Origin of the sequence: Falsiroseomonas sp. (assembly GCF_041690465.1) — a bacterium.
Taxonomy (GTDB): domain Bacteria; phylum Pseudomonadota; class Alphaproteobacteria; order Acetobacterales; family Acetobacteraceae; genus Falsiroseomonas.
In genome coordinates this window covers 124,483-146,517 of the sequence record NZ_JAWLHG010000013.1, presented here as the reverse complement: position 1 = coordinate 146,517, position 22,035 = coordinate 124,483, and the positions used below count along the sequence as shown (strand labels likewise).

18 protein-coding genes are annotated in these 22,035 nt (G+C 71.3%); 5 read left to right on the top strand and 13 right to left on the bottom strand.

The window, feature by feature from the left end; all coding sequences use genetic code 11:
• The first annotated feature begins 106 nt into the window (after positions 1 to 106).
• The 3 genes from ACESM1_RS15065 to ACESM1_RS15055 all read left to right on the top strand — a co-directional run bounded on the left by ACESM1_RS15065 (position 107) and on the right by ACESM1_RS15055 (position 2,319).
• Positions 107 to 799 carry an orotate phosphoribosyltransferase gene (locus ACESM1_RS15065; RefSeq protein ID WP_372621351.1) on the top strand — a complete coding sequence of 231 codons (693 nt, stop codon included), beginning with the start codon at positions 107 to 109 and terminating at the stop codon, positions 797 to 799.
• Positions 799 to 1,851: a hydroxyacid dehydrogenase gene (locus ACESM1_RS15060; protein ID WP_372621349.1), complete on the top strand. Its 1,053-nt coding sequence runs from the start codon at positions 799 to 801 to the stop codon at positions 1,849 to 1,851. Before ACESM1_RS15065 ends, ACESM1_RS15060 begins: the two co-directional genes overlap by 1 nt.
• Before the next feature lie 96 nt (positions 1,852 to 1,947).
• Positions 1,948 to 2,319, top strand: a complete 372-nt coding sequence (locus ACESM1_RS15055; protein ID WP_372621348.1) for a hypothetical protein — start codon at positions 1,948 to 1,950, stop codon at positions 2,317 to 2,319.
• A gap of 57 nt (positions 2,320 to 2,376) precedes the next feature.
• On the opposite strand, the gene ACESM1_RS15050 is transcribed toward ACESM1_RS15055, so the two are convergent.
• Entirely contained in the window at positions 2,377 to 3,981 is a 1,605-nt protein-coding gene (locus tag ACESM1_RS15050) for an ABC transporter substrate-binding protein (RefSeq protein ID WP_372621346.1), read from the bottom strand.
• 147 nt (positions 3,982 to 4,128) lie between these two features.
• A complete protein-coding gene (locus ACESM1_RS15045; RefSeq protein WP_372621344.1) occupies positions 4,129 to 4,704 on the bottom strand; it encodes a TVP38/TMEM64 family protein in 576 nt (191 codons plus the stop codon).
• 157 nt (positions 4,705 to 4,861) lie between these two features.
• Between ACESM1_RS15045 and ggt the strand changes: the two genes are divergently transcribed.
• Together ggt and ACESM1_RS15035 are read left to right on the top strand one after the other, a co-directional pair.
• The gene (gene ggt, locus ACESM1_RS15040) at positions 4,862 to 6,562 is read left to right on the top strand and encodes a gamma-glutamyltransferase (RefSeq protein WP_372621343.1); all 1,701 of its coding nucleotides are present in this window, start codon (positions 4,862 to 4,864) and stop codon (positions 6,560 to 6,562) included.
• Positions 6,559 to 7,524 (top strand): 2-hydroxyacid dehydrogenase, encoded by a 966-nt coding sequence (locus tag ACESM1_RS15035; protein ID WP_372621341.1) that lies wholly within the window; start codon positions 6,559 to 6,561, stop codon positions 7,522 to 7,524. The genes ggt and ACESM1_RS15035 overlap by 4 nt, the downstream gene beginning before the upstream one ends.
• 42 nt (positions 7,525 to 7,566) lie before the next feature.
• Here the strand turns inward: ACESM1_RS15035 and ACESM1_RS15030 are convergent, their stop codons facing one another.
• The 11 genes from ACESM1_RS15030 to ACESM1_RS14980 all read right to left on the bottom strand — a co-directional run bounded on the left by ACESM1_RS15030 (position 7,567) and on the right by ACESM1_RS14980 (position 21,968).
• A complete protein-coding gene (locus tag ACESM1_RS15030) occupies positions 7,567 to 8,379 on the bottom strand; it encodes a creatininase family protein (protein ID WP_372621340.1) in 813 nt (270 codons plus the stop codon).
• Positions 8,380 to 8,392: 13 nt separating this feature from the next.
• Positions 8,393 to 9,358, bottom strand: a complete 966-nt coding sequence (locus ACESM1_RS15025; RefSeq protein WP_372621338.1) for an ABC transporter ATP-binding protein — start codon at positions 9,356 to 9,358, stop codon at positions 8,393 to 8,395.
• Positions 9,355 to 11,175: a dipeptide/oligopeptide/nickel ABC transporter permease/ATP-binding protein gene (locus ACESM1_RS15020; RefSeq protein WP_372621336.1), complete on the bottom strand. Its 1,821-nt coding sequence runs from the start codon at positions 11,173 to 11,175 to the stop codon at positions 9,355 to 9,357. Before ACESM1_RS15020 ends, ACESM1_RS15025 begins: the two co-directional genes overlap by 4 nt.
• Positions 11,172 to 12,122, bottom strand: a complete 951-nt coding sequence (locus tag ACESM1_RS15015) for an ABC transporter permease (RefSeq protein WP_372621334.1) — start codon at positions 12,120 to 12,122, stop codon at positions 11,172 to 11,174. The genes ACESM1_RS15020 and ACESM1_RS15015 overlap by 4 nt, the downstream gene beginning before the upstream one ends.
• A complete protein-coding gene (locus tag ACESM1_RS15010) occupies positions 12,123 to 13,655 on the bottom strand; it encodes an ABC transporter substrate-binding protein (protein ID WP_372621332.1) in 1,533 nt (510 codons plus the stop codon).
• Between the two features lie 81 nt (positions 13,656 to 13,736).
• Positions 13,737 to 14,720 (bottom strand): Bug family tripartite tricarboxylate transporter substrate binding protein, encoded by a 984-nt coding sequence (locus ACESM1_RS15005; RefSeq protein ID WP_372621330.1) that lies wholly within the window; start codon positions 14,718 to 14,720, stop codon positions 13,737 to 13,739.
• Entirely contained in the window at positions 14,707 to 16,287 is a 1,581-nt protein-coding gene (locus tag ACESM1_RS15000) for a hydantoinase B/oxoprolinase family protein (RefSeq protein WP_372621328.1), read from the bottom strand. The genes ACESM1_RS15005 and ACESM1_RS15000 overlap by 14 nt, the downstream gene beginning before the upstream one ends.
• A complete protein-coding gene (locus ACESM1_RS14995; protein ID WP_372621327.1) occupies positions 16,284 to 17,969 on the bottom strand; it encodes a hydantoinase/oxoprolinase family protein in 1,686 nt (561 codons plus the stop codon). The genes ACESM1_RS15000 and ACESM1_RS14995 overlap by 4 nt, the downstream gene beginning before the upstream one ends.
• A complete protein-coding gene (locus ACESM1_RS14990; RefSeq protein WP_372621326.1) occupies positions 17,966 to 19,210 on the bottom strand; it encodes an NAD(P)/FAD-dependent oxidoreductase in 1,245 nt (414 codons plus the stop codon). The genes ACESM1_RS14995 and ACESM1_RS14990 overlap by 4 nt, the downstream gene beginning before the upstream one ends.
• A gap of 2 nt (positions 19,211 to 19,212) precedes the next feature.
• Positions 19,213 to 20,646, bottom strand: coding sequence for a glutamine synthetase family protein (locus ACESM1_RS14985; protein WP_372621324.1), 1,434 nt, complete (start codon positions 20,644 to 20,646; stop codon positions 19,213 to 19,215).
• Positions 20,643 to 21,968 carry a Rieske 2Fe-2S domain-containing protein gene (locus ACESM1_RS14980; RefSeq protein WP_372621322.1) on the bottom strand — a complete coding sequence of 442 codons (1,326 nt, stop codon included), beginning with the start codon at positions 21,966 to 21,968 and terminating at the stop codon, positions 20,643 to 20,645. Before ACESM1_RS14980 ends, ACESM1_RS14985 begins: the two co-directional genes overlap by 4 nt.
• Between the last annotated feature and the right edge of the window lie 67 nt (positions 21,969 to 22,035).

Genomic DNA, 22,035 nt, shown 5'->3' with positions numbered 1-22,035 from the left:
AATCGCCGGCGCACGCATCCGCGTGCTTGGCTGCGCCGCACTTGCGGCGGGCCGCATCCGCGGCCTCGGCCTGCTGCGCAGGCCGCCATGGGACGACCGAATTCTCATGACGACGCACGCTTCGATAGGCCGCCGCACGGCGCAGATCCTGCTCGACACCGGCTGTATCCTGCTGCGGCCGGACCGGCCCTTCATCTTCTCCTCCGGCTGGGCGAGCCCGGTCTATCTCGACATCCCGCGCGCGCTCTCCTTCCCGATCGCGCGCGCCGCGCTGCTCGACAGCGCCGAGCAGCGCATCCTGGAGGAAGTCGGCTTCGCCGGCTTGGATGCGATCGCCGCCACGGAACAGGGCGGCATCGCCATCGCCGCCATGCTCGCCGAGCGCTTCCGCCTGCCCTTCGTCACCGTGCGCCGCCGCGCCCAGGGCTTCGGCGCCGATGCGCATGTCGAAGGCGCGCTGAAGCCCGGCACGCGCGCGCTGCTGGTCAGCGACGTCACCACGGATGGCCGCAGCAAGGCGCGCTACGCCCGCTCGCTGCGGCAGGCCGGCGCCGAGGTCTCCCACGTCTTCGTCCTGTTCAAATACGGCATCTTCGACCGCATGGTGACCGAGGTGGAGGATATCGGCGCGCGGCTCTTCGCGCTCGCCACCTGGGACGACGTGCTGCCCGCGGCCGAGGAACGAGAGACCCTGCCTGCCGCCGCGCTGGCGGAGTTGCGTGCCTATCTCGCCGATCCCTTCGCCTGGTCCGCCGCCCGCGGCGGCCTGGCTTCGCCCGACCCCGCCTGGAAGTCCTGATGCACCGCGCCAAGCTCGTCCACTTCTCGCACTTCACCGATCCCGTCGCCGGCCGCGTGCTCGGCGAAGCCGACCACATCGCGTTGCAGCGCCTGGATTTCGACGATCCACGCGCGGCGCTGGATGCGGCGTTCGCAACGGCGCATGGCTACCACGCCCTGCCCCGCGTCGAGATCCGCGCGCCGTGGTTCTGCGACGCCGCGCTGCTGCGGCGTGCGCCAGCGCTGCTCGCCGCCTGCTCCACCGGCGCCGGCTATGACGTGATCGACGTGGAGGCCTGCACAGCGGCCGGCGTCATCGTCTGCCACCAGTCCGGCACCAACAAGGAAGCGGTAGCGGAGCACGCACTCGGCATGATGCTGGCCCTGTCGAAGAAGATCGCGCAGGCGGACAAGGCGCTGCGCCGCGGCGCGGAGCCGGACCGCTTCACCCTGACCGGCACCGACATCAGGGCCAAGACGCTCGGCATCGTCGGCATCGGCCAGATCGGCACGCGGCTGGCGGAACTCTGCAATGGCCTGTTCGGCATGACGGTGCTGGCCTGCGATCCCTATCTCGACGCCGCGCAGGTGAAGGCGCGCGGCGCGACCAAGGTGACGCTGGAGGAGCTGCTGGAGCGCGCCGACTTCGTCTCGGTCCATACGCCGCGCAACGCCGAGACGCTGGGCATGTTCGGCGCCGCGCAATTCGCGCGCATGAAGCCGACCGCTCATTTCATCCAGACCGCGCGCGGCGGCATCCATGACGAGGCCGCGCTGGCCGAGGCGCTGTCCGCCGGCCGCCTGGCGGGTGCCGGGCTCGACGTGTTCCTGAAGGAGCCGCCGCCGGCTTCGCACCCGCTGCTGGCCTTCGAGAATGTCATCGCCAGCCCGCACAATGCCGGCATCACGCATGAGGCGCTGCACGACATGGCGCTTGGCGCCGCCGAGCAGTGGATCGCGATCTTCCGCGGCGAGGTGCCGCCGCGGCTGGTGAACCCGGAAGCCTGGCCGCGCTACGTGGCGCGGTTCCGCGAGGCCTTCGGCTTCGCCCCCAACGAATTCCCGTCCTGAGCCGCGGGGTCGGCTCGAAGTCGGGGTGGCCAGGGGCGTCCCGGCAACCCCGCCCTTCCGCCGTCGTTGGCGCCATGTCCTGGCGGAGACCTGCCGATGACGTACCGCGCCCTGCTTCTTGCCGCCGCCATCGTCTTGGCCGCGCCACCCGCGGCGAGTGCTGCGCCGACCTCCGGCACCGCTTGCGACGACCTCGTCGCGCAATATGACGAGGCACTGCGCACTGCGGACGGGCTGGTCTCGACTGCGGTGGACCGGGCCTTGAAGGGCAGCGACACCTCGGGCCTGCTGGAGCAGCTCGGGCTCGGCGGCCAGGACATATCGCCGGAACAGGCGGTGCGCCGCGGTGCACTGGCGGCGCTGCCGCCAACCACGCAGAACGCGATCCTGATCTACCTGCTGCGCGCCAGCAACGCGATGCAGGCGCTGGCCTGGAAGGGCTGCCGGCCGCCGGACGGCGGCAACTGAAAGGGCCCGCCGCCATCCCGGCGACGGGCCCTCCCGGTCACGCGAAGCAATGACGGCTCAGTTGCCGCGCATCCGCACGTTGCGCAGTTCCAGATCCTCGTTGGCGCGCATGGTGAAGTCCGCCACGGTGTCGCGCACGGCGAAGATCTGCGGCTCCTGGTGCAGCGGGATCATCGGCAGCAGCTCCCGGAAGCGGGCCCAGTACTGCGCCGCCAGCTGCTGCCGCCGCGGGTTGTCGAGCGCCAGCGTGCCGATCTCCCGCGCCAGCTCGTTCATCCGCTCGTCGTTGAACTTGCCCCAGTTGAAGCTGCCCTCGCCCAGCAGCTCACGCGCCGGGTTGGTGATGTCGAAATTCCCCGGCGTCCAGCCGAGCAGGTAGAACTGGTACTCGTTGTTCGCGCCGCCCTGCAGGAAGCGGCCGAAAGGCAGCGAGTTCAGGCGCGCCTGGATGCCGACGCGCTGTAGCATCGCCGTGGCCGCCTGGCAGATCGCCTCGTCGTTGACGTAGCGGTTGTTCGGGCAGTTCAGCGTGATGCGGAAGCCGTTCGGATATCCCGCCTCGGTCAGCAGCCGCCGCGCCGCCTCGGGATCGAAGGGCAGCCGCTCATTGGCCTCGGCGACGAAGCCGCCGACCGCCGGCGCGATCGGGATGCCCGCCGCGACGGTGGAGTTGCGCAGCACCACGCGGGTGATCGTGCCCATGTCGATCGCCTGGTACATGGCACGACGCACGCGCACGTCGCGCAGCGGGTTCGGCTTGCCCGGCTCGTCCAGGCTCTCCTCGCGCGCCACGTCGAAGGCGAAGTAGATGCTGCGCGCCGTCGGGCCCGGCATCAGGCGGATGCCCGGCGCCTGCTGCACGCGCGGCATGTCCTGCAGCGGCACATGGTACATGATGTCGAGCTCGCGCGAGAGCAGCGCGGCCACGCGCGTCGGTGCCGAGGCGATGGGGCGGAACACCGCACGGGTGATGCCGTGGTTCATCTCCGCCGCGCCCCAGTATTGCGGGTTCGGCACCAGCACCGTGCGCTCATCCGCCAGCCGCTCCACCAGGCGGAAGGGGCCGGTGCCCATGGCGTTCAGCTGCGGGAAGGCGGTGGCCGCGCCCGGCTGGCCGGCACGCGCCACGCCCATGGCGTTGTTCGCCTCCACCCAGCGCTTGGACATGACGAAGAACAGCGTCAGGTCCTGCAGCAGGATCGGGTTCGGCCCGCGCGTTTCCATCTCCACCGTGTGGTCGTCGATGGCGCGCACGGCAGCGACGGACTGCAGCGTGTAGGCCATGTCGTTCTGCCGCACGCGCTCGGCCGACATCACCACGTCAGCGGCGGTCAGCGGCGTGCCGTCATGGAAGGTGACGCCGCGGCGCAGGTGGAAGCGCCAGGTGGTGGGCGACGGCGTCTCCCACCGCTCGGCGAGCGCGGGCGCCAGCGAGCCATCGGCCTGGCGGCGCACCAGCGGCTCGTAGATGTTGCTCTTCATGGCGTTGGTGACGCCATGGTTGTTGGCGTGCGGATCCAGGCCGAGAATATCGTTGGCCGTCGCCCAGGTCAGCGTCGCCGCGCCGGCCGGCGCCGCGGCCAACGTCGCGGCGACAGCCGCGCAGATCGCGGACGCACAGGCCGCACCGCGCAGCGCCGCGCGGAAGCTCATCTTGCCCATTGTCTCTCGGTGCCTCCCGGAAGGTGGATGCGCGGACAATGGGGCAGCGTGCTGCGCGCTGTCCAGCCGGCCGGCGGCTTCCGGGAAGTCGCTCAGCCAGCCAGCCGGCATCGCCCGACCCTGGCGGCGCGCCGGTGTCGGCCCGGGTCAGCCGCGGCGCAGCTTCCTCCACAGCAGCGGCAGCAAGGTGATGCCGCCCGCGAGCAGCACGGCCGTGCCGATCCAGGCCCCACCCTGCGCCGCCATGCGCTCGCCGGACCAGACCAGCAGCAGGCTGACCGGCACCACCCCCGCCAGCGTCGCCAGCGCGAACCAGCGCAGCCGCAACGGCGTCAGCCCGGCCGCATAGCTCACCAGGTCGAAGGACAGGAAGGGCAGCAGGCGCGAGGCGAAGACCAGGCCGGCCAGCACCGCCTGGGAGCGCGTGCGGTCGATCCAGCGCGCGATCCAGGGCACCCGGCGCACCGGCTCGTAGCCGAAGCGACGGGCGATGAGGAAGGCCGCCAGAGCGCCGAGTTCCGCCCCCGCCACTACATAGGCGGTGCCCCAGACGGCGCCATACAGCGCCCCGGCCGCGAGCGCGATCGGCGCGCTGGGGATCGGGCTGGCAACGATCGCGCCGGCCAGCGCGAGAACGATCGCCAGCGGCCCCCACGGGCCAAGCGCCTCCACCCATTCACGGATCCGCTGCGGGTCGTCCAGGGTCGCGAGGACCGCGTCCAAATGGGGGCCTCCTCCTGGCTGACCGGCGAGCCTGGCAGGTCATGTTGTGCCACGCGCTTCCTGTTCCAGCGCGGCCACCGACGCCGCGGTTGCGCCACCCCCTTCCCGGCCGGCGCCGCGCCGCCCAGACTGCGGTAGCGCATCGAAGGAGTACCCCGTGCCGCAGGAGTTCGTCGGCCGCAACGGCTTCGCCCTGGCCTGCGAGAAGCAGCCCGCGCACGGCGCGCGCGGCGTGGTCTGCAGCAACCACCCGATGGCCACCGCCGCGGGCGTGGAGGTACTGCTGGGCGGCGGCAATGCGGTGGATGCCGCGATCGCAACGCTCTTCGCGCTGCCGGTGGTGACGCCGATGATGGTCGGCCTGACTGGCGGCGGCGTGTGCCACCTGCGCATGGCCTCCGGCGCGCATGTGGTGCTGGATGGCCTCTCCGCCGCGCCGGCCGCCGCGAAGGCGGACATGTACCGCCCGATCCCCGGCTCCCCGCCGGAGGACCGCCTGACCGAAGGCCGCCGCAATGCCCTGGGCGCGCTGGCGGTGGCGGTGCCCGCGGCGCTGCCTGCCTGGGCGCAGGCGCTTTCCGCCTACGGCACATGGTCGCTGGCCGATGTGATGGAGCCGGCGATCCGGCTCGCCGCGCGTGGCTTCCTGGTCACGCCCTACCTCTCGGACTGCATTGGGGACAGCGCCGAGGACCTGCTGCGCGACCCCGAACTCGGCCCGCTGCTGCTGCCGGAGGGCACGCCGCTGCGGCCCGGGGCAAGGCTGGTGCAGGGCGCCTGTGCCGAGTCGCTGCGGCTCATCGCACGCGAGGGGCCGGCGGCGCTGCATGGCGGGGCGCTCGGCGCACGGATGGTCGAAGCGCTGGCCCGGCAGGGTGGCATCATGACCCTTGAGGATCTGGCAGGCGTCCGCACCAGGGAACGGACGCCGATCCGCGGCACCTACCGCGGCCTTGAGGTGTTCGGCCCGCCGCCGCCGGCCTCGGGCGGCGTCCACATCGCGCAGATCCTAAACATCCTGGAGGGGTTCGATATCGCCGCACTCGGCTTCGGTACCGCCGACGGGCTGCACCTGGTGGCGGAGGCGCTGAAGATCGCCTTCGCCGACCGCGCCATCGCGACCGCCGACCCCGACTTCGTGCGCGTGCCGATCGCGCGCCTGACCAGCAAGGAATACGCGGCGGAGCGCCGCACGATGCTCGACATGGCGCGCGCCCGGAGCTGGGAGGGCGATCCCGCGCTCGGCGAGGCGAACTGCACCACGCATGTCACCGTGGCCGATGCCGAGGGCAACATCGTCGCCAGCACGCAGACGATCAACGCGCTGTTCGGCGCACGCATCGCGGTGCCGGGCACGGGCCTGGTGTGCAACAACTACATGCACAACTTCGACCCCCGTCCGGGCCTGGCGCTGTCGGTGGCGCCGGGCAAGCGCGTCTACAGCTCCATGGCGCCGATGATCGTCCTGTGCGAAGGAGCGCCGCGCTTTGCGCTCGGGCTGCCGGGGGGCCTGCGCATCTTCCCCTCGGCGCTGCAGGCGCTGCTGAACCTGATCGACCACGCCATGCCGCTGCAGGCCGCGCTGGAGGCGCCGCGCATCTGGACGATGGGCAATGCGCTCGAACTCGAGCCTGCCATCCCGCAGGCGGTCGCCGAGGCACTGGCAGCGCGCGGCCATCCGGTGAAGCGGGTGCCGACGGTCGCCGGCGGCATCAACGGCATCTCATTCGAGCCCGACGGCAGCATGACCGGCGCGGCCTGCTGGCGTGCGGACGGCTCGGTGGCCGGCATCGGCGGCGGGCTGGCGCGGCCCGGCGTGCGCTTCACGACAGAGCCGAACCAGAAAGGCTTCACATGACCCAGAAGATCGTGATGCTGCAGCCCATCGGAGCGGAGCAGGAAGGCATCATCAAGTCGCTGCTGCCGGATGGCTTCTCGCTCAGCGCCGTGAAGGGCCGCACGCCGGACGACCTGAAGGCCGGCATCGCGGATGCCGACTACGCAGTGTGGTGGGACCTGCCCGTCACCGCCGACATCATCGCTGCGGCGCCGCGCATCAAGCTGTTCCACAAATGGGGTGTGGGCGTCGACAACATCGACATGGAGGCCTGCCGCGCACGCGGCATCCGCATCGCCCGAACCACCGGCAGCAACGCGGTGCCGGTGGCGGAGGCGACGGTGGGGCTGATGATCGCCATCGCGCGCCGCATCGTGCAGGCGCACATCGCCACTGTCGCCGGTGGCTGGCCGAAGAACGAGGTGTGGCGGAACTCCATCCTGGTGTCCGGCAAGACGGTCGGCATCCTCGGCCTGGGCGCCATCGGCAAGGGGGTGGCGAAGCGGCTGTGCGGCTTCGACTGCACGATCCTGTATCACAACCGCACGCGGCTGGCGGAGGCGGAGGAGCAGGCGCTCGGCGTGCAGTACCGACCGCTGGATGTGATGCTGGCGGAGTGCGACATTCTCTCGCTGAACTGCCCGCTTTCGCCGGAGACGGCGGGGCTGATCAATGCGCAGAGACTCGGGCTGATGAAGAAGGGCGCGCTGCTGGTGAATGTCGCGCGCGGCGGGATCGTGGTGGAGAGCGACCTGGTGGAGGCGCTGAAGTCCGGGCATCTCGCGGGTGCCGCAGTGGATGTGTTCGACCAGGAACCGCCACCCTCCGATCACCCGTTGCTGCACATGGACAACGTGATCTGCACGCCGCACACCGCCTCCACGGCCTATGAGAATTCGCGGCGCAGCGTCGGGCATTGGCTCGGCAACATCCTGCGGGCGCACAAGGGCGAGGAGATTCCGGCGCAGGACCTGGTGCTGTAGTCACGCAGCGCTCCCTCCCCCGGCGGGGGAGGGAGCGAAGGCCTACTGCTTCGCGAAGTGGTGGCAGAAGCCGGCGCCGATCTCGGTCAGCCGATCCGCGATCAGCTTGCCGCTCTCCGCGCTGCACAGCCGCGGGTCGCCGGTGCCCAGGCCGTTCGGGCTGACCTTGTCGTACTCATGCGGCGTGGTGACCTCGGCACCGTTGAAGCTCAGCGAACCCCAGCCCTGGAAGGGCAGGCCGAGCGCCGTGGCCCCCCCCTTGCGCGGCTCCGGGATGAGGTCGTGCCGGATGCGTTCGGGGAAGAGGTGCATGCACAGGCTGGTCAGCGGATCGGCGCCGTGGCTGGAGACCGCCTTCGCCTTCTCCGCGCCCAGCAGCTTCGGCATCTCCGCGTAGGCAATCCGCCAGAGATAGAGCGCGGGGATGATCGGCCCCCCCTTGTGCATCACCGCCCGCGTCGCCTCGTTGATGACGTTCACGTTGCCGCCATGGCCGTTGATCACCACCAGCTTTGTCAGCTTGTGGCGCAGCAGCTCGGCGAACAGCTCGTCCAGCACGGCGCGGAAGGTGGCAGCGGAGAGCGCGATTCCGCCGATCATCGGTCCGAAGAAGTCGCCCTTGCCGAAGGGCAATACCGGCGCGACCACGGTGCGCGTGCCCTCCGCCGTCGCCTTCAGCGCGATCAGTTCCGCCATCTTCTCGGCGAGGAAATAGTCGCCCATCGGCGCGTGCGGGCCCTGGTCCTCATGGCTGCCCATCGGCAGCAGGATCACCGGGTTCCTGGCGTAGAGCGCGCGTGCCTCATCACCGGTGATCTCGCCCATGCGGACTTTCGTCGGCGCTACTTCGGTCATCTGGTTGTCCTCCTCAGGAGAGCTCTTCGGCGCGGATGCACGCCACGCGCTGGCCCTCGCCGAAGGCGCGCAGCGGCGGTACGGTTTCGGCACATGCCGGCCGCGCATGCGCGCATCGGGTGCGGAACACGCAGCCGGAGGGCGGGTCGGTCGGGCTCGGCGGATCGCCGGGCAGGATGATTCGCCTTGCGCGCCGCGCCGGATCGAGCATCGGCGTCGCGGAGAGCAGCGCGCGCGTGTAGGGATGCAGCGGACGGGCGAAGACTTCCCGTACCGTCCCTTCCTCCATGACGCGGCCGAGATACATCACCGCCACGCGGTCGCAGAGATGGCGCACCACCGGCAGGTCGTGGCTGATGAACAACATCGCCAGGCCGAGGTCGCGCCGCAGCTCGCCCAGCAACTTCACCACCTGCGCCTGGATCGAGACATCCAGCGCGCTGACCGGCTCATCCGCCATCAGGAAGTCCGGATCGGTCGCCAGAGCGCGGGCGATGCCGAGGCGCTGGCGCTGGCCGCCGCTGAACTCATGCGGGAAGGCGGCGGCGCGGTTCGGATCGAGGCCCACGCGTTCCAGCAGCGCCGCCACCTGCGCGGCGCGATCCCGCGCGGAAAGCTGGCGATGGATCTCCAGCCCATCCGCCACCTGCGCGCCGACGCTGCGCCGCGGATCGAGGCTGCCGAAGGGGTCCTGGAACACCATGCCCATGCGCGCACGCAGCTTCCGCCAGGGGGCGCTGCCAGGCTTCGGCAGCGGCGCGCCGTCGAAGGTCACGCAGCCGCCGGTCGGCGCCAGCAGGCCGAGCAGCAGGCGGCCGAGCGTGCTCTTGCCGCTGCCGCTCTCGCCCACCACGCCGAGCGCCTCGCCGCGCGCAACCCTGGCATCCACGCCCGCGACGGCGCGCACCGGCCTGCCGCGCGCGATCAGGCCGCGCGGCGCGAAACTCATCTCGACAGCCTCGGCGACAACCAGGCTCATCCGGCGAGCTCCCGCCAGCGCACGCACCGCACCAGCCGCTCGCCCGCCTCCTCCAGCGCCGGCATGCGCTCGCACGCCGGGGCGGCATGCGGGCAGCGCGGCGCGAAGCGGCAGCCGGGCGGCCAGGCATCGGGGCGCGGCACCACGCCGGGGATGCCTTCCGGCTCGGCATCGCCATCCGGCACGGCGGCGAGCAGCGCGCGTGTATAGGGGTGCAGCGGACGGGCGAAGACCTCCGCCACCGTCCCGCGCTCCACCACCTGCGCGGCATACATCACCACCACCTCCTCCGCGACCTCGGCGACGACGCCGAGCGAGTGGGTGATCAGCACCACGCCCATGCCGCGCTCGCGCTGCAACTCCGCGATCAGCTCCAGGATCGCCGCCTGCACGGTGACGTCGAGCGCGGTGGTCGGCTCGTCGGCGATGAGCAGGCGCGGCCGGTTGGCAATCGCCATGGCGATCATCACGCGCTGGCGCATGCCGCCCGAAAGCTCATGCGGGAAGGCGCGTGCGCGGCGATCCGGGTCGGCGATGCCGACGCGCTTCAGCAACTCCACCGCTTCGCGCGAAGCCGCTTCGGCCGACACCTCGCGATGCGCGCGGATTGCCTCCGCCACCTGATCGCCGACGCGATGCACGGGATTGAGGCTGCTCATCGGGTCCTGGAACACCATGGCAATGGCGCCGCCGCGCAGCTTCCGCCGTTCGCTCTCCGGCAGGCCCAGCAGGTCGCGCCCTTCGAAACGCGCGACACCGGCCGTCACCTGCGCCACCGGCGGCAGCAGGCCCATCACCGCGGTGGCCGTGATGGACTTGCCGCTGCCGCTCTCGCCGACGATCGCCAGCGTGCTGCCGGCACGGACGGCGAAGGAGACATCCTCCACCGGGCGAATGATGCCGCCGGGCGTGGCGATCTCCACCGTCAGGCCCTGCACGTCGAGCAGCGGCGCCGGATCGCGTGCGGGGAACAGGCCGGGCAGCACGCGGTCCGTCCAGGTCCGGGGATGCCTGATCCTGCTGCCGCCCTTGCGGTCCACCACGTCGCGCAGCGCGTCGCAGAGCAGGTTCATCGAGAGGATGGTGAAGGTCAGCGCCAGGCAGGGGTAGAGCAGGTAGGTCGGCGCCTGCTCCATCGTCGCGCGCGCGCCGCGGATCATCAGCCCCCAGGAGGGCGTCGGCGGCACCACGCCGAGACCGAGGAAGCTGAGCCCGCTCTCCACCACGACCGCCGCCGCAACGGCGAGCGAAAACTGGACCAGCACGGGCCCCGCGATGTTCGGCAGCACGCTGCGCGAGAGGATGCGCGGCGTCGGCGCGCCGAGCGCGCGAACCGCCTCCACGTAGTCCTGGCCGCGCGCGGAGAGCACTTCCGCGAAGGTGACGCGCACGAAGCCCGGCAGATAGAGGATGGACAGGACCAGGATCAGCGTGCCCGTCCCCGGCCCGAGCAACGTCACCACCAGCAGCGCAAGCAGGATCGGCGGGAAGCACAGCACCACATCCGCCGCGCGCACCGCCAGGAACTCCGCCGCGCCGCGGAACCACCCCGCCATCAGCCCGAGCGTGGTGCCGACGAGGCAGGCGATCGCGGCGGAGGCGAAGGCGACGCTGAGCGAGGCCCGCGCACCCCAGAGGATGCGCGAGAGGATGTCGCGCCCGAACTCGTCGCGCCCCAGCGGGCTTCCCGGCAGCCAGGTCGCCAGCCGGTTCGCCACATCCTGCCGCACCGGGTCGGGCAGCGGCAGGATCGGCGCCGCCAGCGCCGCAAGCAGGATCAGCGCGACCAGCGCGGCGGGGAAGACCAGCCGCCTCAAGACCGGGTGATCCGCGGGTCGAGCACGGCGTAGAGCAGGTCCATGATCAGGTTGATCAGCAGGAACAGGCCGGAGACGGTCAGCACGATGCCGACGACCATGGGGTAGTCGCGCTGTTCCACGGCGCGCAGCAGCGGCGTGGAGAGGCCGGGCCAGTTGAACACGTATTCCACCAGCACCGTGCCGCCCAGCAGCGTGCCCATCTGCAGGCCGAGCACGGTGGTCACCGGGATCATACCGTTGCGCACCACATGCCGGCGCAGAACGCGGGCCTGCGTGAGGCCCTTCGCGCGCGCCGTGCGCACATGGTCGCGCGAGAGCACGTCCAGCATCGCTGTCCGCGTCATGCGGAACACGGTGGCTGCCAGCCCCTTCGCGACGGCCACCGCGGGCAACAGCAAAAGAAGGAAGTGCCGGCCCGGGTCATCGGCGAGTGGCGCATAGCCCCCCGCCGGCAGCCAGCGCAGCCATTGCGCCAGCACCAGGATCAGCAGCGTGCCGAGCACGAAGACCGGCAGCGCCTGCAGTACCGCCGCGATGGCCGAGGCGGCGCGGTCGAAGGTGCCGCCGGCATGCAGCGCGGCATAGGTCCCGCCCGGCAGTGCGATCGCCACGGCGATCAGCGTGCCGGCGGCGATCAGCTCCAGCGTGCGCGGCAGGCGCAGCAGGATTTCCTCCGCCACCGGATACTCGTCCACCAGCGAGACGCCGAGATCCGCGCGCGAGAGCCGTGCCAGGAACTCGCCGTACTGCACCAGGATCGGGCGATCGAGCCCGAGCCTGTCGCGCAGCTCCGCCACTGCGGCGGCGTCGGGCACGACGCCGCCGGTGGAGAGCAGCAGCTCCGCCGGATCGCCCGGCACCATGTGCAGCGTCAGGAAGACGATCGTCGCCACCACCCACATGAGCAGCAGCGAGACCCCGACGCGGCGGGCGAGCCAGAGCATCTAGGCCGTGATGTCCACGAACTCCAGCAGCGCGCCCGAGGAGAGGCTCAGCTGGCCGGGCATGATCTCGAACCCGGTCACGCGGCGGTCCAGCGCGTAGCCCTGCTCGCGCCAGGCGAGGCCGACGATCGGCACCTCCTCCAGCGCAGCACGCTGCATGTCCTTGTAGATCTGCACGCGCTTCGCCGGGTCGTATTCCTCCCGGCCCTTGCGCAGCAACTCTACCGTGCGCGGCGTGCTGAGCCGGAAGCTGCGGCCATGCGCCGGCGAGAGCGAGGTGTCGAGCACCACCGTCAGGCCATCCGGGTCGTTGGAATCGGCCGAGACGCCGTGCACCGCAAGGTCGTACTGCCCGCGCACGCCCATGCTGACGCGGGTGGACCAGTCCACCACCCGCATCTCGGCACGGATGCCGACCGCGGCGAGGTGCTGCTGCGCGACCTCGGCGGTGTCCTTGTGCATGTTGAAGGTGCCGGTCGAGAGGATGGTGGTGTCGAAGCCGTCCGGATGCCCGGCTTCACGCAGCAGCGCACGCGCGCGCTCGGGGTCGTAGCGGTGGCCGCGCGCGAGCTCGGCATCCCATGCTGGCGTGCCCTCGACGATCGGCATGCCTTCCAGCACCTTGCCGCGGCCGGAGAAGGCGACGCGCACGATGTCGTCGCGCTTCACCGCATGCGCCACCGCGCGGCGGACCAGCGGGTTGTCGAAAGGCGGCTTGGTGCCGTTGAACAGGATGTCCATGAACGGACCCATCGTGCTCTTCAGGCTGAAGCGCTGGTCGGCTTCCACCGCCGCCATGCCGCTCCACGGCACGTACTCGATCATGTCCACGTCGCCCGATTGCAGCGCCGCCAGCCGCAGGTTCTCATCCGCATAGACGGTCATGCGGATGGTGCGGGTGCGCGGCAGGCCGGGATCCCAGTGGTTCGGCGCCGCCTGCAGCTCGATCCAGCTGCCGCGCTCCTGGCCGGAGATGCGATACGGGCCGCAGCCCATGGCGTTGTTCATGTCGCGCGTGCCGCGCCAGACGATCGGCATGTTGTAGTTGGCGAACCACAGCGGCACGGTGGCGATCGGCGCCTTCATCACCAGGCGCACGGTATGCGCATCCGGCGTCTCGATACGCTCGATCTGCTGCATCTGGGCGCGGTAGTAGGCGGTGGAGCGCTCGCCGGCGACCTGCTCGATGGTCCACTTCACATCCGCGGCGGTCAGCTTCTCGCCATTGTGGAAGGTGGCGCGCGGGTCCAGGCGGAAGGTCCAGGCGCCCTCGTCGTCGCTGCTCCATTCGCGCGCAAGCTGAGGACTCAGCTCGCCCTTTGCGTCGAAGGTGGTGAGGCGGCGATGCACCAGCATCTTGATCATGCCGGCCGCCTGCCCGGTGGAGGGCCAGGGCTGCAGGTTCGGCGGCCACACCGAGAGGCCGTAGCGCAACATCCCGGGCCGCGGCTGCGCCTCGGCCAGGCGCAAACCGGGCAGCACACCAAAGGCGGTCGCGCCGATCATCGCGGCGCGGCGGGTCAGCATCGGCATTTCGTCTCTCCCACGGCGTGATGCGTGATTGCCGCGCGTCACCCCCCGGGGAGTCAAGCGCTTTCCCGGGTGCCCTCGGGATCAATCCACCCGCACGTTGCCGGCGCGCACGACCTCTGCCCATTTCGCAACCTCGCGGGCCACGAAAGAGGCGAATTCGGCCGGCGTCGTGCTCTCCACGAGGAAGCCCTGCTGGGCGAAGGAGTCGCGGATGGCGGGCGAGGCCATGGCCTTTGCGATCTCCGCCTGCAGTCGCGCCAGCGCCGCCGGTGGGGTGCCCGCCGGTGCGAAGATGCCCTGCCAGGAGGTCGCCTCGAAGCCGGCGAGCCCCGCTTCCTGCATGGTGGGCACCTCGGGCAGCAGCGGATGCCGCGCCGGGGAGCTCACTGCCAGCGGGCGGATCCTGCCGCCGCGGATATGCGGCAGCGCCACCAGCACATCGGCGAAGGCAGAGGGCACCTGGCCGGAGATCAGGTCGGTGATCGCCTGGGCCGAGCCACGATAGGGCACGTGCTGCAGCTGCGTGCCGCTGGCCTGGCCGAACATCACGCCGGTGAGGTGCATCGAGGTGCCGTTGCCCGGCGTGGCGTAGCCGATGCTCCCCGGCGCCGCCTTCGCGGCGGCGATGTAGCCCGCCATGTCGCGCGCCGGATGCTCCGCGGTCACCACCAGCACCAGCGGTGCCGAGACCACGCGCGAGACCGGGGCGAAGCTGCGCACCGGGTCATAGGGCAGGTTGCGGAACAGGCTGCCGGCGATGGCATTGCTGCCCGTCACGCCCATCAGCAGAGTGTGTCCGTCCGGTGCCGATTTCGCCACCAGGTCGGCGCCCACCGTCCCGCCGGCGCCCGGCCGGTTCTCGACGATCACCGTCTGGCCGAGCGCTGTGGTCAGGTGGTCCGCCAGCCGCCGCGCCAGGAGGTCGGTCGAGCCGCCCGGTGGAAAGGGCACGACGATGCGCATGCCGCGCTCCGGCGCCCAGGATCCGCCCTGCGCGACAGCCGGCGTGGCAAAGGCCATGCCGATCAATGCGAGTCCACGACGCGTGACATCATGCCGAGCCATCTTCGGTCTCTCCCTTGTCGGATGCCTGTCCCCAGCCGCCGCCGCCGGCGGTCTCGATGATGAAACGCTCTCCCGCGTTCCAGGTGAAGCGGGCTTTCGAGGGCAGATGCGTGGTGCGGCCATCTGCGTGCTCGATGCGCGCCGCCGCGGGCGCCGCCGCGCCGCCGCCCGACGCGCCCGGCGCCCCGGCGAGATGCCGCTCGCCGCGATAGGAGACTTCCGCCGTCCCGCACAGCAGGCGATAGACGCGGCGCAGCCCGTCACCGCCCGGCATCGCACCGGCACCGCCGGAGCCACGGCGGCGGGCGGCTTCCTCCACGCGGATCGGCGCGATCGCCTCCAGCGTCTCCACCGGCAGGTTGCGCGCGTTGGAGACATCGGCAGAGATGGCGTGCAGCCCCGGGCCGTCGGGGCCGCCGCCGGCGCCGCCGGCGAGGATCTCCGTCAGCATCCAGCCCTCGCCGGCGATGGAGAGCACGACGGCGACGCCGGCGTTAGGCGCCGCCTGCGGCTGCGGCGAGAGCTTCGCCAGTGCAGCGAACAGCGCATTGGTGGCGAGCTTCACCGTCGCGGTGCGCGCATTCACCGCGGCGGGGAAGCGCGGATTCACCACGCTGCCTTCGGGCAGGCGAAGATCGAGCAGGTCGAGCAGGCCGTGATTGACCGGTGCTTCCGGCGCGATCCTGCGCAGCAGCGCGAAGCCGGCGGCGAGCAGGCCGGAAGCCGCGGCGTTCACCGGGCCCGCGGTCTGCGGCGCCGAGCCGGCGAAATCGGCGACCAGGCGGGGGCCGGGCTCACGCCGGAGCATGACGCGGATGGGCACGGAATCGGGAGTGAGGCCGTCGCCTTCGAGGGCCTCCTCGGCGCTCGCCTGCGCTTCCGGCAGCGCGCGGAGCGCCTCGGCGAGCATGGCGCGTGACCGCGCGAGCAGCGCCTCAGCACCCGCCGCGAAATCCTCCGGGCCAAGCGTCGTGGCCAGTGCGCCGAGCTCGCGCGCCGCCAGCGACACCGCCGCCCACTGGGCGCCGAGATCCGCACGCAGCATTGCGGGCGCACGGCTGTTCGCTTCCAGCACTGCGGCGATGCCGGCATCCTCGGCCCCGGCGCACCGCCACTGAACCGGCGGCAGGCGCAGCCCTTCCTGGAAGATGTCGCGCGCATCGGTCGGCACCGATCCTGGCGCAAGCCCGCCGACATCCTGGTGATGCAGGATCGTCGCGGCCAGCGCCACGACACGGCGTGTCGCGAGGACCGGTCGCACCAGGATCAGGTCCGGCAGATGCGTGCCGCCGGACCAGGGATCGTTGGTCAGGAAGCCGTCGCCATCCTGCATCGCCTCGGCCGGGAAGCGCGCGAGGATGCCGGCGACCGCCGGGATCATCCCGCCGAGCAGCAGCGGCAGCGAATGCGCCTGCGCCAGCACGCGCCCATCCGGCAGGAAGAGGGCGGCCGCGCAATCCATTCCCTCGCTCGCCACCGGCGAAAGCGCGGCGGCGAGCAGGCTGTCCTGCATCCGGTCCGCCAGCCCTTCCAGCCGCAGGCGCAGCACCTCCGGGTCGGGCGTCATGGCGCCGGCAGGTCCGCGGTGGCGATGCTGCGGAGCGCGAGGATGCGCGGTGCGTCCGGTGGCGCCTGGCCGCGTTGCGCGTGCGCCGCCTCGGCAAAGCGCATGGCAAGGTTGGCATCGTCGCCCGGTGTCCAGGCCATCGTGAGCGGCTCCGCACGCGGCCCCGGCGCGAGGTCGAGCTCGTGCCGCAGCCTGGGCGCGGGCACATCCCACTGCTGCAATCGAGCGCGCAGCGACACCGCGTGCTGCGCCGCATGCCTATGCAGCGTACCGAGCGCGTCCAGGCCGAGATCGCAGGCCATCTCTTCCCGGGCCATGGCCGGCGCGCGCGCCAGCCCCGTCGCCGCCAGCAGTGCCGCGTGGCACGGCACCACCAGCTCGCGCGCGCCGAGTTCTGCCGCGATCGCCTGCGCCAGGAACACGCCCGCGCCGCCGCCCACCACCAGCCTTGCACGCGTCGGATCCAGGTTGCGCCGGAACGCGATGCGGCGCACGCGCTCCGCGAGCCACGCAACGGCCAGGCGCAGCACGGCGGCGGGGTCGATCCCCTCGCACGCACGCCGCGCTGCTTCGCGCTGCGATGTGCCGGCCTCGGCAGGCAGGCCGGCACAGAGCGCCGCATCGGTCAGCGTCGCCGCCCTGCCGCCCAGGCAGGCTGGCCCGTCCGGCGCGACGCCGGGCCCCAATCGCAACCGGCCACCCACCGTCGTCAGCAGCATCGCTCCGCCCAGACGCAGGCTCTCGGCATCCAGCGACGTGCCGCGCAGCCACATCTCGTCCAGCCAGGTGCCGCGCGCGGGCAGTGGTGCGCCGGCGCGGTGCAGGCTCACTTCAGTGGTAGCGGAGCCGATGTCGAGGCCGATTGCATCCTCACCCCGCGCCGCGTGCGCCACTGCCAGTGCGCCGGCGGCCGGCCCGGAGCCGATCAGGCCGAGTGGCCGTTCCAGCACCTCGGCCAACGGCACGAGCCCGCCTTCCGCGCGCATGACCCAGGGTGCCGGCAGTCCCTCGACCTGCAGCAGCCGCGCGGCAAGCGGCTTCAGCGATGCATCGGCCAGCGTCGCCAGCATGCGCTCGAACTCGCGCGGCTGCGGGTCCACGCGATGCGAGAGTGAAATCGGCAGATCCGGCCGCAGCGCAGCAATGCGCATTGCTGCCGCCAGCTCATGAGCCGGGTTCCGATGTGCGAAGAGCAGGCACAGGGCGACCGGAGTTCCGTGCGGCAGCGCGCGCAGCGCATCCAGCTCGTCCACCGCCAGCTTCTCGGCCTCACTGCGATCCGCCGCGATGCGGCCGCGCAGGGGGAAGCGCCAGGCTTCCGGCGACATCCATGGCGGCGTCGGCGGTGGCGGCGGCCAGAGGTCCGGGTCACGCCGCGATTGCCGCCCGAGATCGGGCACATCTGTGAAGCCGGCGGTGGCAACGAGCGCCACCGGGGCGGCCTCACCAGCCAGCAGCGCATTCGCCGCGAGCGTGGTGGAGAGTCGCAGCTGCCCCACCTCCACCGGCGCAATGCCGGCATCCGCCAGCGCGGCGTGCAGCATGTCCGTCAGCGTCGCGTCGTGGCGGCGCGGCACCTTCGCGGTCAGGATTGCGCCCGATCCGGTCGCGCAGAGATCCACGAAGCCACCACCGACGTCGCAGGCGACATCGAGACACCGTTGGAGGTGCGGCCGATTCACGCGCGCCCGAAGCGCGTCGGCGCGAAGGGCGCGAGGTCCAGCTGCGGTGCGCGGCCGGCAACCAGGTTGGCGATCTCGCGCCCGGTGCTCGCCGCGCCGCACATGCCGACATGACCGTGGCCGAAGGCGAACCATGCATTGTCGGCGCGCGGTGCCCGGCCGATCACCGGCAGGCTGTCCGGCAGGCAGGGGCGATGTCCCATCCACTCGCTGGTGCGGGTGGTGTCGAGATGCGGGAACATCTCGCGCCCGCGCTCCAGAAGGATTTGCGCGCGGCGATAGTCTGGCGCGGCGTGTAGGCCCGCGAACTCTACCGAACCGGCAAGGCGCAGGCCCATGCGCATCGGGTTCACCATGATGTTGTGCTCCACCGCCATCACGGTGTGGCGCAGCGCGAGGTTGTTGCTCTCGACGGTCACATGGTAGCCGCGCTGAGTCTCCAGCGGAATGCGTGGGCCCAGGCGGTTGGCAAGTTGCGCCGACCAGGCACCGCCGGCGAGCACCACGCCGTCCGTTTGCAGCGTTTCGCCATTGTCCAGTTCCAGGGCGCGCACGCCGCCATCGGCCAGGCGGAAGCCGGTGACACGCGCGCGCACCGCCTCGGCATCGTCCTTCACGCATTGCGCGTAGAGGCAGCGCGTGAAGGCCGCGGGATCGGTGGTGGAGCCGTTCTCCGGCGCCAGGATGCCGAAGCGGAAACGGCCGCGCAGGTCCGGTTCCAGCTCAGCGAGTTCCTCCTCACCGATGTCGCGCAGCTCGACGCCGAGGCTGCGTCGGAGGTTCATGCCCCAGGCCCACTGCCGCGCCGCCTCCTCGCCCGAATAGACGTAAAGGCAGCCGCTGCGCTTCATCAGCCCCATGCCGTTCGCGCGTTGCAGCAGCGGCTCGTAGCAGTCGAAGATCGGCGCCAGCAGCCCGCGCAGCGCGGTTGCGATGCGCACTACCTCGGCACGGTCCGAGGCGCGAAGGAACCGCGCGATCCAGGGCGCCACCAACGGCGCGTACCACCAGCGGATCGCCAAGGGTCCAAGTGGATCCAGCAACCAGCGCGGCACCTTCCTCCACATCCCCGGCATGCCGACCGGCAGGCAGGCGGAAGGCGAGAGCGAGCCGGCATTGCCGAAGCTTGTCGCCTCGGCGGGGCCGCGCGGGTCCACGAAGGTGACATGATGTCCGTCGCGCTGCAGCCAGGCGGCGCAGCATGTGCCGACAATGCCGTTGCCGATGACCGCGATGCGCATGCTCAGAACAGCTCGAAATATTCGCGCTGTTCCCATTCGTGGACTTCCGACTCGAAGCGCGCGATCTCGGCACGCTTGAGCTTCACGAAGTAACCCACGAAGCCCTCGCCGAACCCCGCGCGCGCCACCGCATCGCCCTCGAGCGCGCTCAACGCCTCGGCCAGGCTCTTCGGCAGCAGCGGCGCCTTCGCCTCATAGGGCGTGTCCGCCGGCGGGCCGGGATCGCGGCGCTGCGCGATCCCCTCGAGCCCGAACAGCAGTTGCGAGGCGATGTAGAGGTAGGGGTTCGCCGCCGGTTCGCCGATGCGGTTCTCGATGCGCGTCGCGCTGCTGCCCGGCGTGCCGAGCGCGCGCAGCATCACACCGCGATTGTCCACGCCCCAAACCGCGCGATCGGGCGCCAGTGAATAGGGGCGGAATCGGCGATAGCCGTTCAGGGTCGGCGCGGCGAAGGCGGCCGCGGCGCCGGCATGGTGCAGCAACCCGCCGAGATACTGCTTCGCCGTCTCCGACAGCAGCGCACCGCCTTCATCCACGAACAGGTTGCGCCCGCCCGAACCCTCACGCAGCGACTGGTGCAGGTGCCAGCCGCTCGACATCACGTTGGGGATGCGCGGGCGGCACATGAAGGTGGCGTGATAGCCGGCGCGCCGCGCAATCTGCTTCACCGCGGAGCGGAACAGCACCATCAGGTCGGCGGCCGCGCGCGCCTCCTGCGCGGCGAAAGTGAACTCCACCTGGCTCGGACCGTACTCGACCTCCATCGAGCGAAGCGGCAGGCCGAGCGCGAGCAGGTCGCGCCGCAAAATCTCCAGCGCGGGATCGAGCTGGTCGTAGCGCAACTCCGTCAGGTAGTTGTAGCCCTGCGTCAGCAGCGCCACCTCCGGTGGCGTGCCGGGCTGGCCGCCATCGGATGGCGCGAGCTTCGGATCAAGCAGGCGGAACAGGTGGAACTCCACCTCCAGGCCCATGATGCTCTCGTAGCCAGCATCCTCCGCGCGCCGCACGATGCGGCGCAGCAGGCCGCGCGTGGAGAGCGGCACCTCGCGGCCATCCGGGAAATGCGCATCGCACAGCATCCAGCCGCTATGCGACGCCCAGGGCAGACGGCGGAAGGTGGCGGGGTCCGGCAGCAGCATGCAATCCGCGGCCCCCTCCAACTCCTTCGCGCCCATGCCGCCGCCGGCGGTGAAGACCGGGAAGACGGTTCGGTGCGAGGTGTCCTTGAGCAGCAGCGTGGTGGTCATCGCCACGCCATCCTCCAGCGCGTCCTTCAGCTCGCTCGCCAGCACCGTCTTGCCGCGCAGGATGCCGTGCTGGTCGGGCCAGGCGAGGCGCACCACGCCGATATCGTCCTCGGCAACGCGCGCCAGGACCTCCGCGGCCTGCGCGTGCCCCCCGGCACCGCGCAACCCGGGCTCCTCGACGACACTCATTCGGCGGCCAGCGCCGGCGGGTTCCACGGCGCGGCGGCGCGCCGCCGCGCCACCGCCTCCCGCCAATGCTGTTCCCAGCGCTCCGACGGCGACATGCCGTCGATCGTGCCGGGGCCGGTCAGCCGCGCGGCGGCGGCCTGGTCCAGCACCATCATGGACGGCTTGCCTTCCTCTTCCGCCGCGATGGCGCGCAGCAGCAGGCGGCGGTTCGCGGCGATCGCCTTGTCGCTGCTCGCCAGCGTCTCCCGCGTGCGGTCCTGGATCGCGCCCTGGCTTTCCACCGCCCACTGGTCGTGCACGTTGATGTCGTGGCCCATGCCGGTATAGGTGCTGCGCGCCTGCTCCTGCGGATCGAAGCCGTACTCGTTGCCGCGGTGCTTCTTCGGCAGGTAGTCGGGCAGCGCATAATTCTCCAGCCGCTGCGCGCGCATCTGCGCGCGGTCCACCGGCTTGCCGAAGCTGGTGAAGATCGCGACCCAGTAGGTGCGCGTGTCGTCCACCGGCATGTGCCACTGCGTGATCGTCATCTCCGCGCTCATCGGGATCACGAAGGCCTGCGGGAAGTAGAGGTTGGTCACCCGCACATGCGTCGTCGCGTCGTTGATCTGCCGGAGTGCAGCGATGCGCAGGCCGTACTCGGTGGTCTCCACCTCGATGCGCGGGCGCGGGAACTCGCGCAGCACATAGGTCATCGGCAGGTCGGACCCGTCGGAGGCGCCGCGGAACTGCTTGCCGTAGCTCGCGGCCGTGTCCTCGTCCTCGAAGAAGCGATGCAGGAAGGAGGCGTGCGCAGGATCTATCCCCACCTCCAGCGCCTGCAGCCAGTTGCACTCGATAAGGCCCTTGAAGGCGAAGGTGTGCGTGTCGGGCGCGACGAAGCAGTCGAAATGCGCGAAGGCGGGCGGCGCGCCCTCGCCGAGATAGGCGAAGACGATGCCGCCGCGCACCTGCACCGGATAGCTGCGCATACGTATGCGGGTGCAGAGCGTGCTGCCCTCCGGCTCCGCCGGCGTGTCCAGGCACTTGCCTTCCGCGTCGAACAGCCAGCCATGAAAGGCACAGCGCAGCCCGCCATCCTCCAGGCGCCCATAGGCCATGTCGGCGCCGCGATGCGGACAGGCGCGGTCGATCAGGCCGAGACGGCCGCGCTCATCCCGGAACAGCACCATGTCCTGGCCGAGCGCGCGCACGGGACGCACCGGACGCTGGCCGTCCAGCTCGTCCAGCAGCGCCACCGGCTGCCAGTGCCGCCGCAGCAGCCGGCCGCCGGGCGTGCCCGGGCCCACGCGGGTCAGGCGATCATTCTGCTCGGCGCTCATCATTGCAGGGGACACTCCTCCGCCGGGACGCGGCGAGGATAAGGTGCCCGGCGCCGCGCCGTCCATCCGC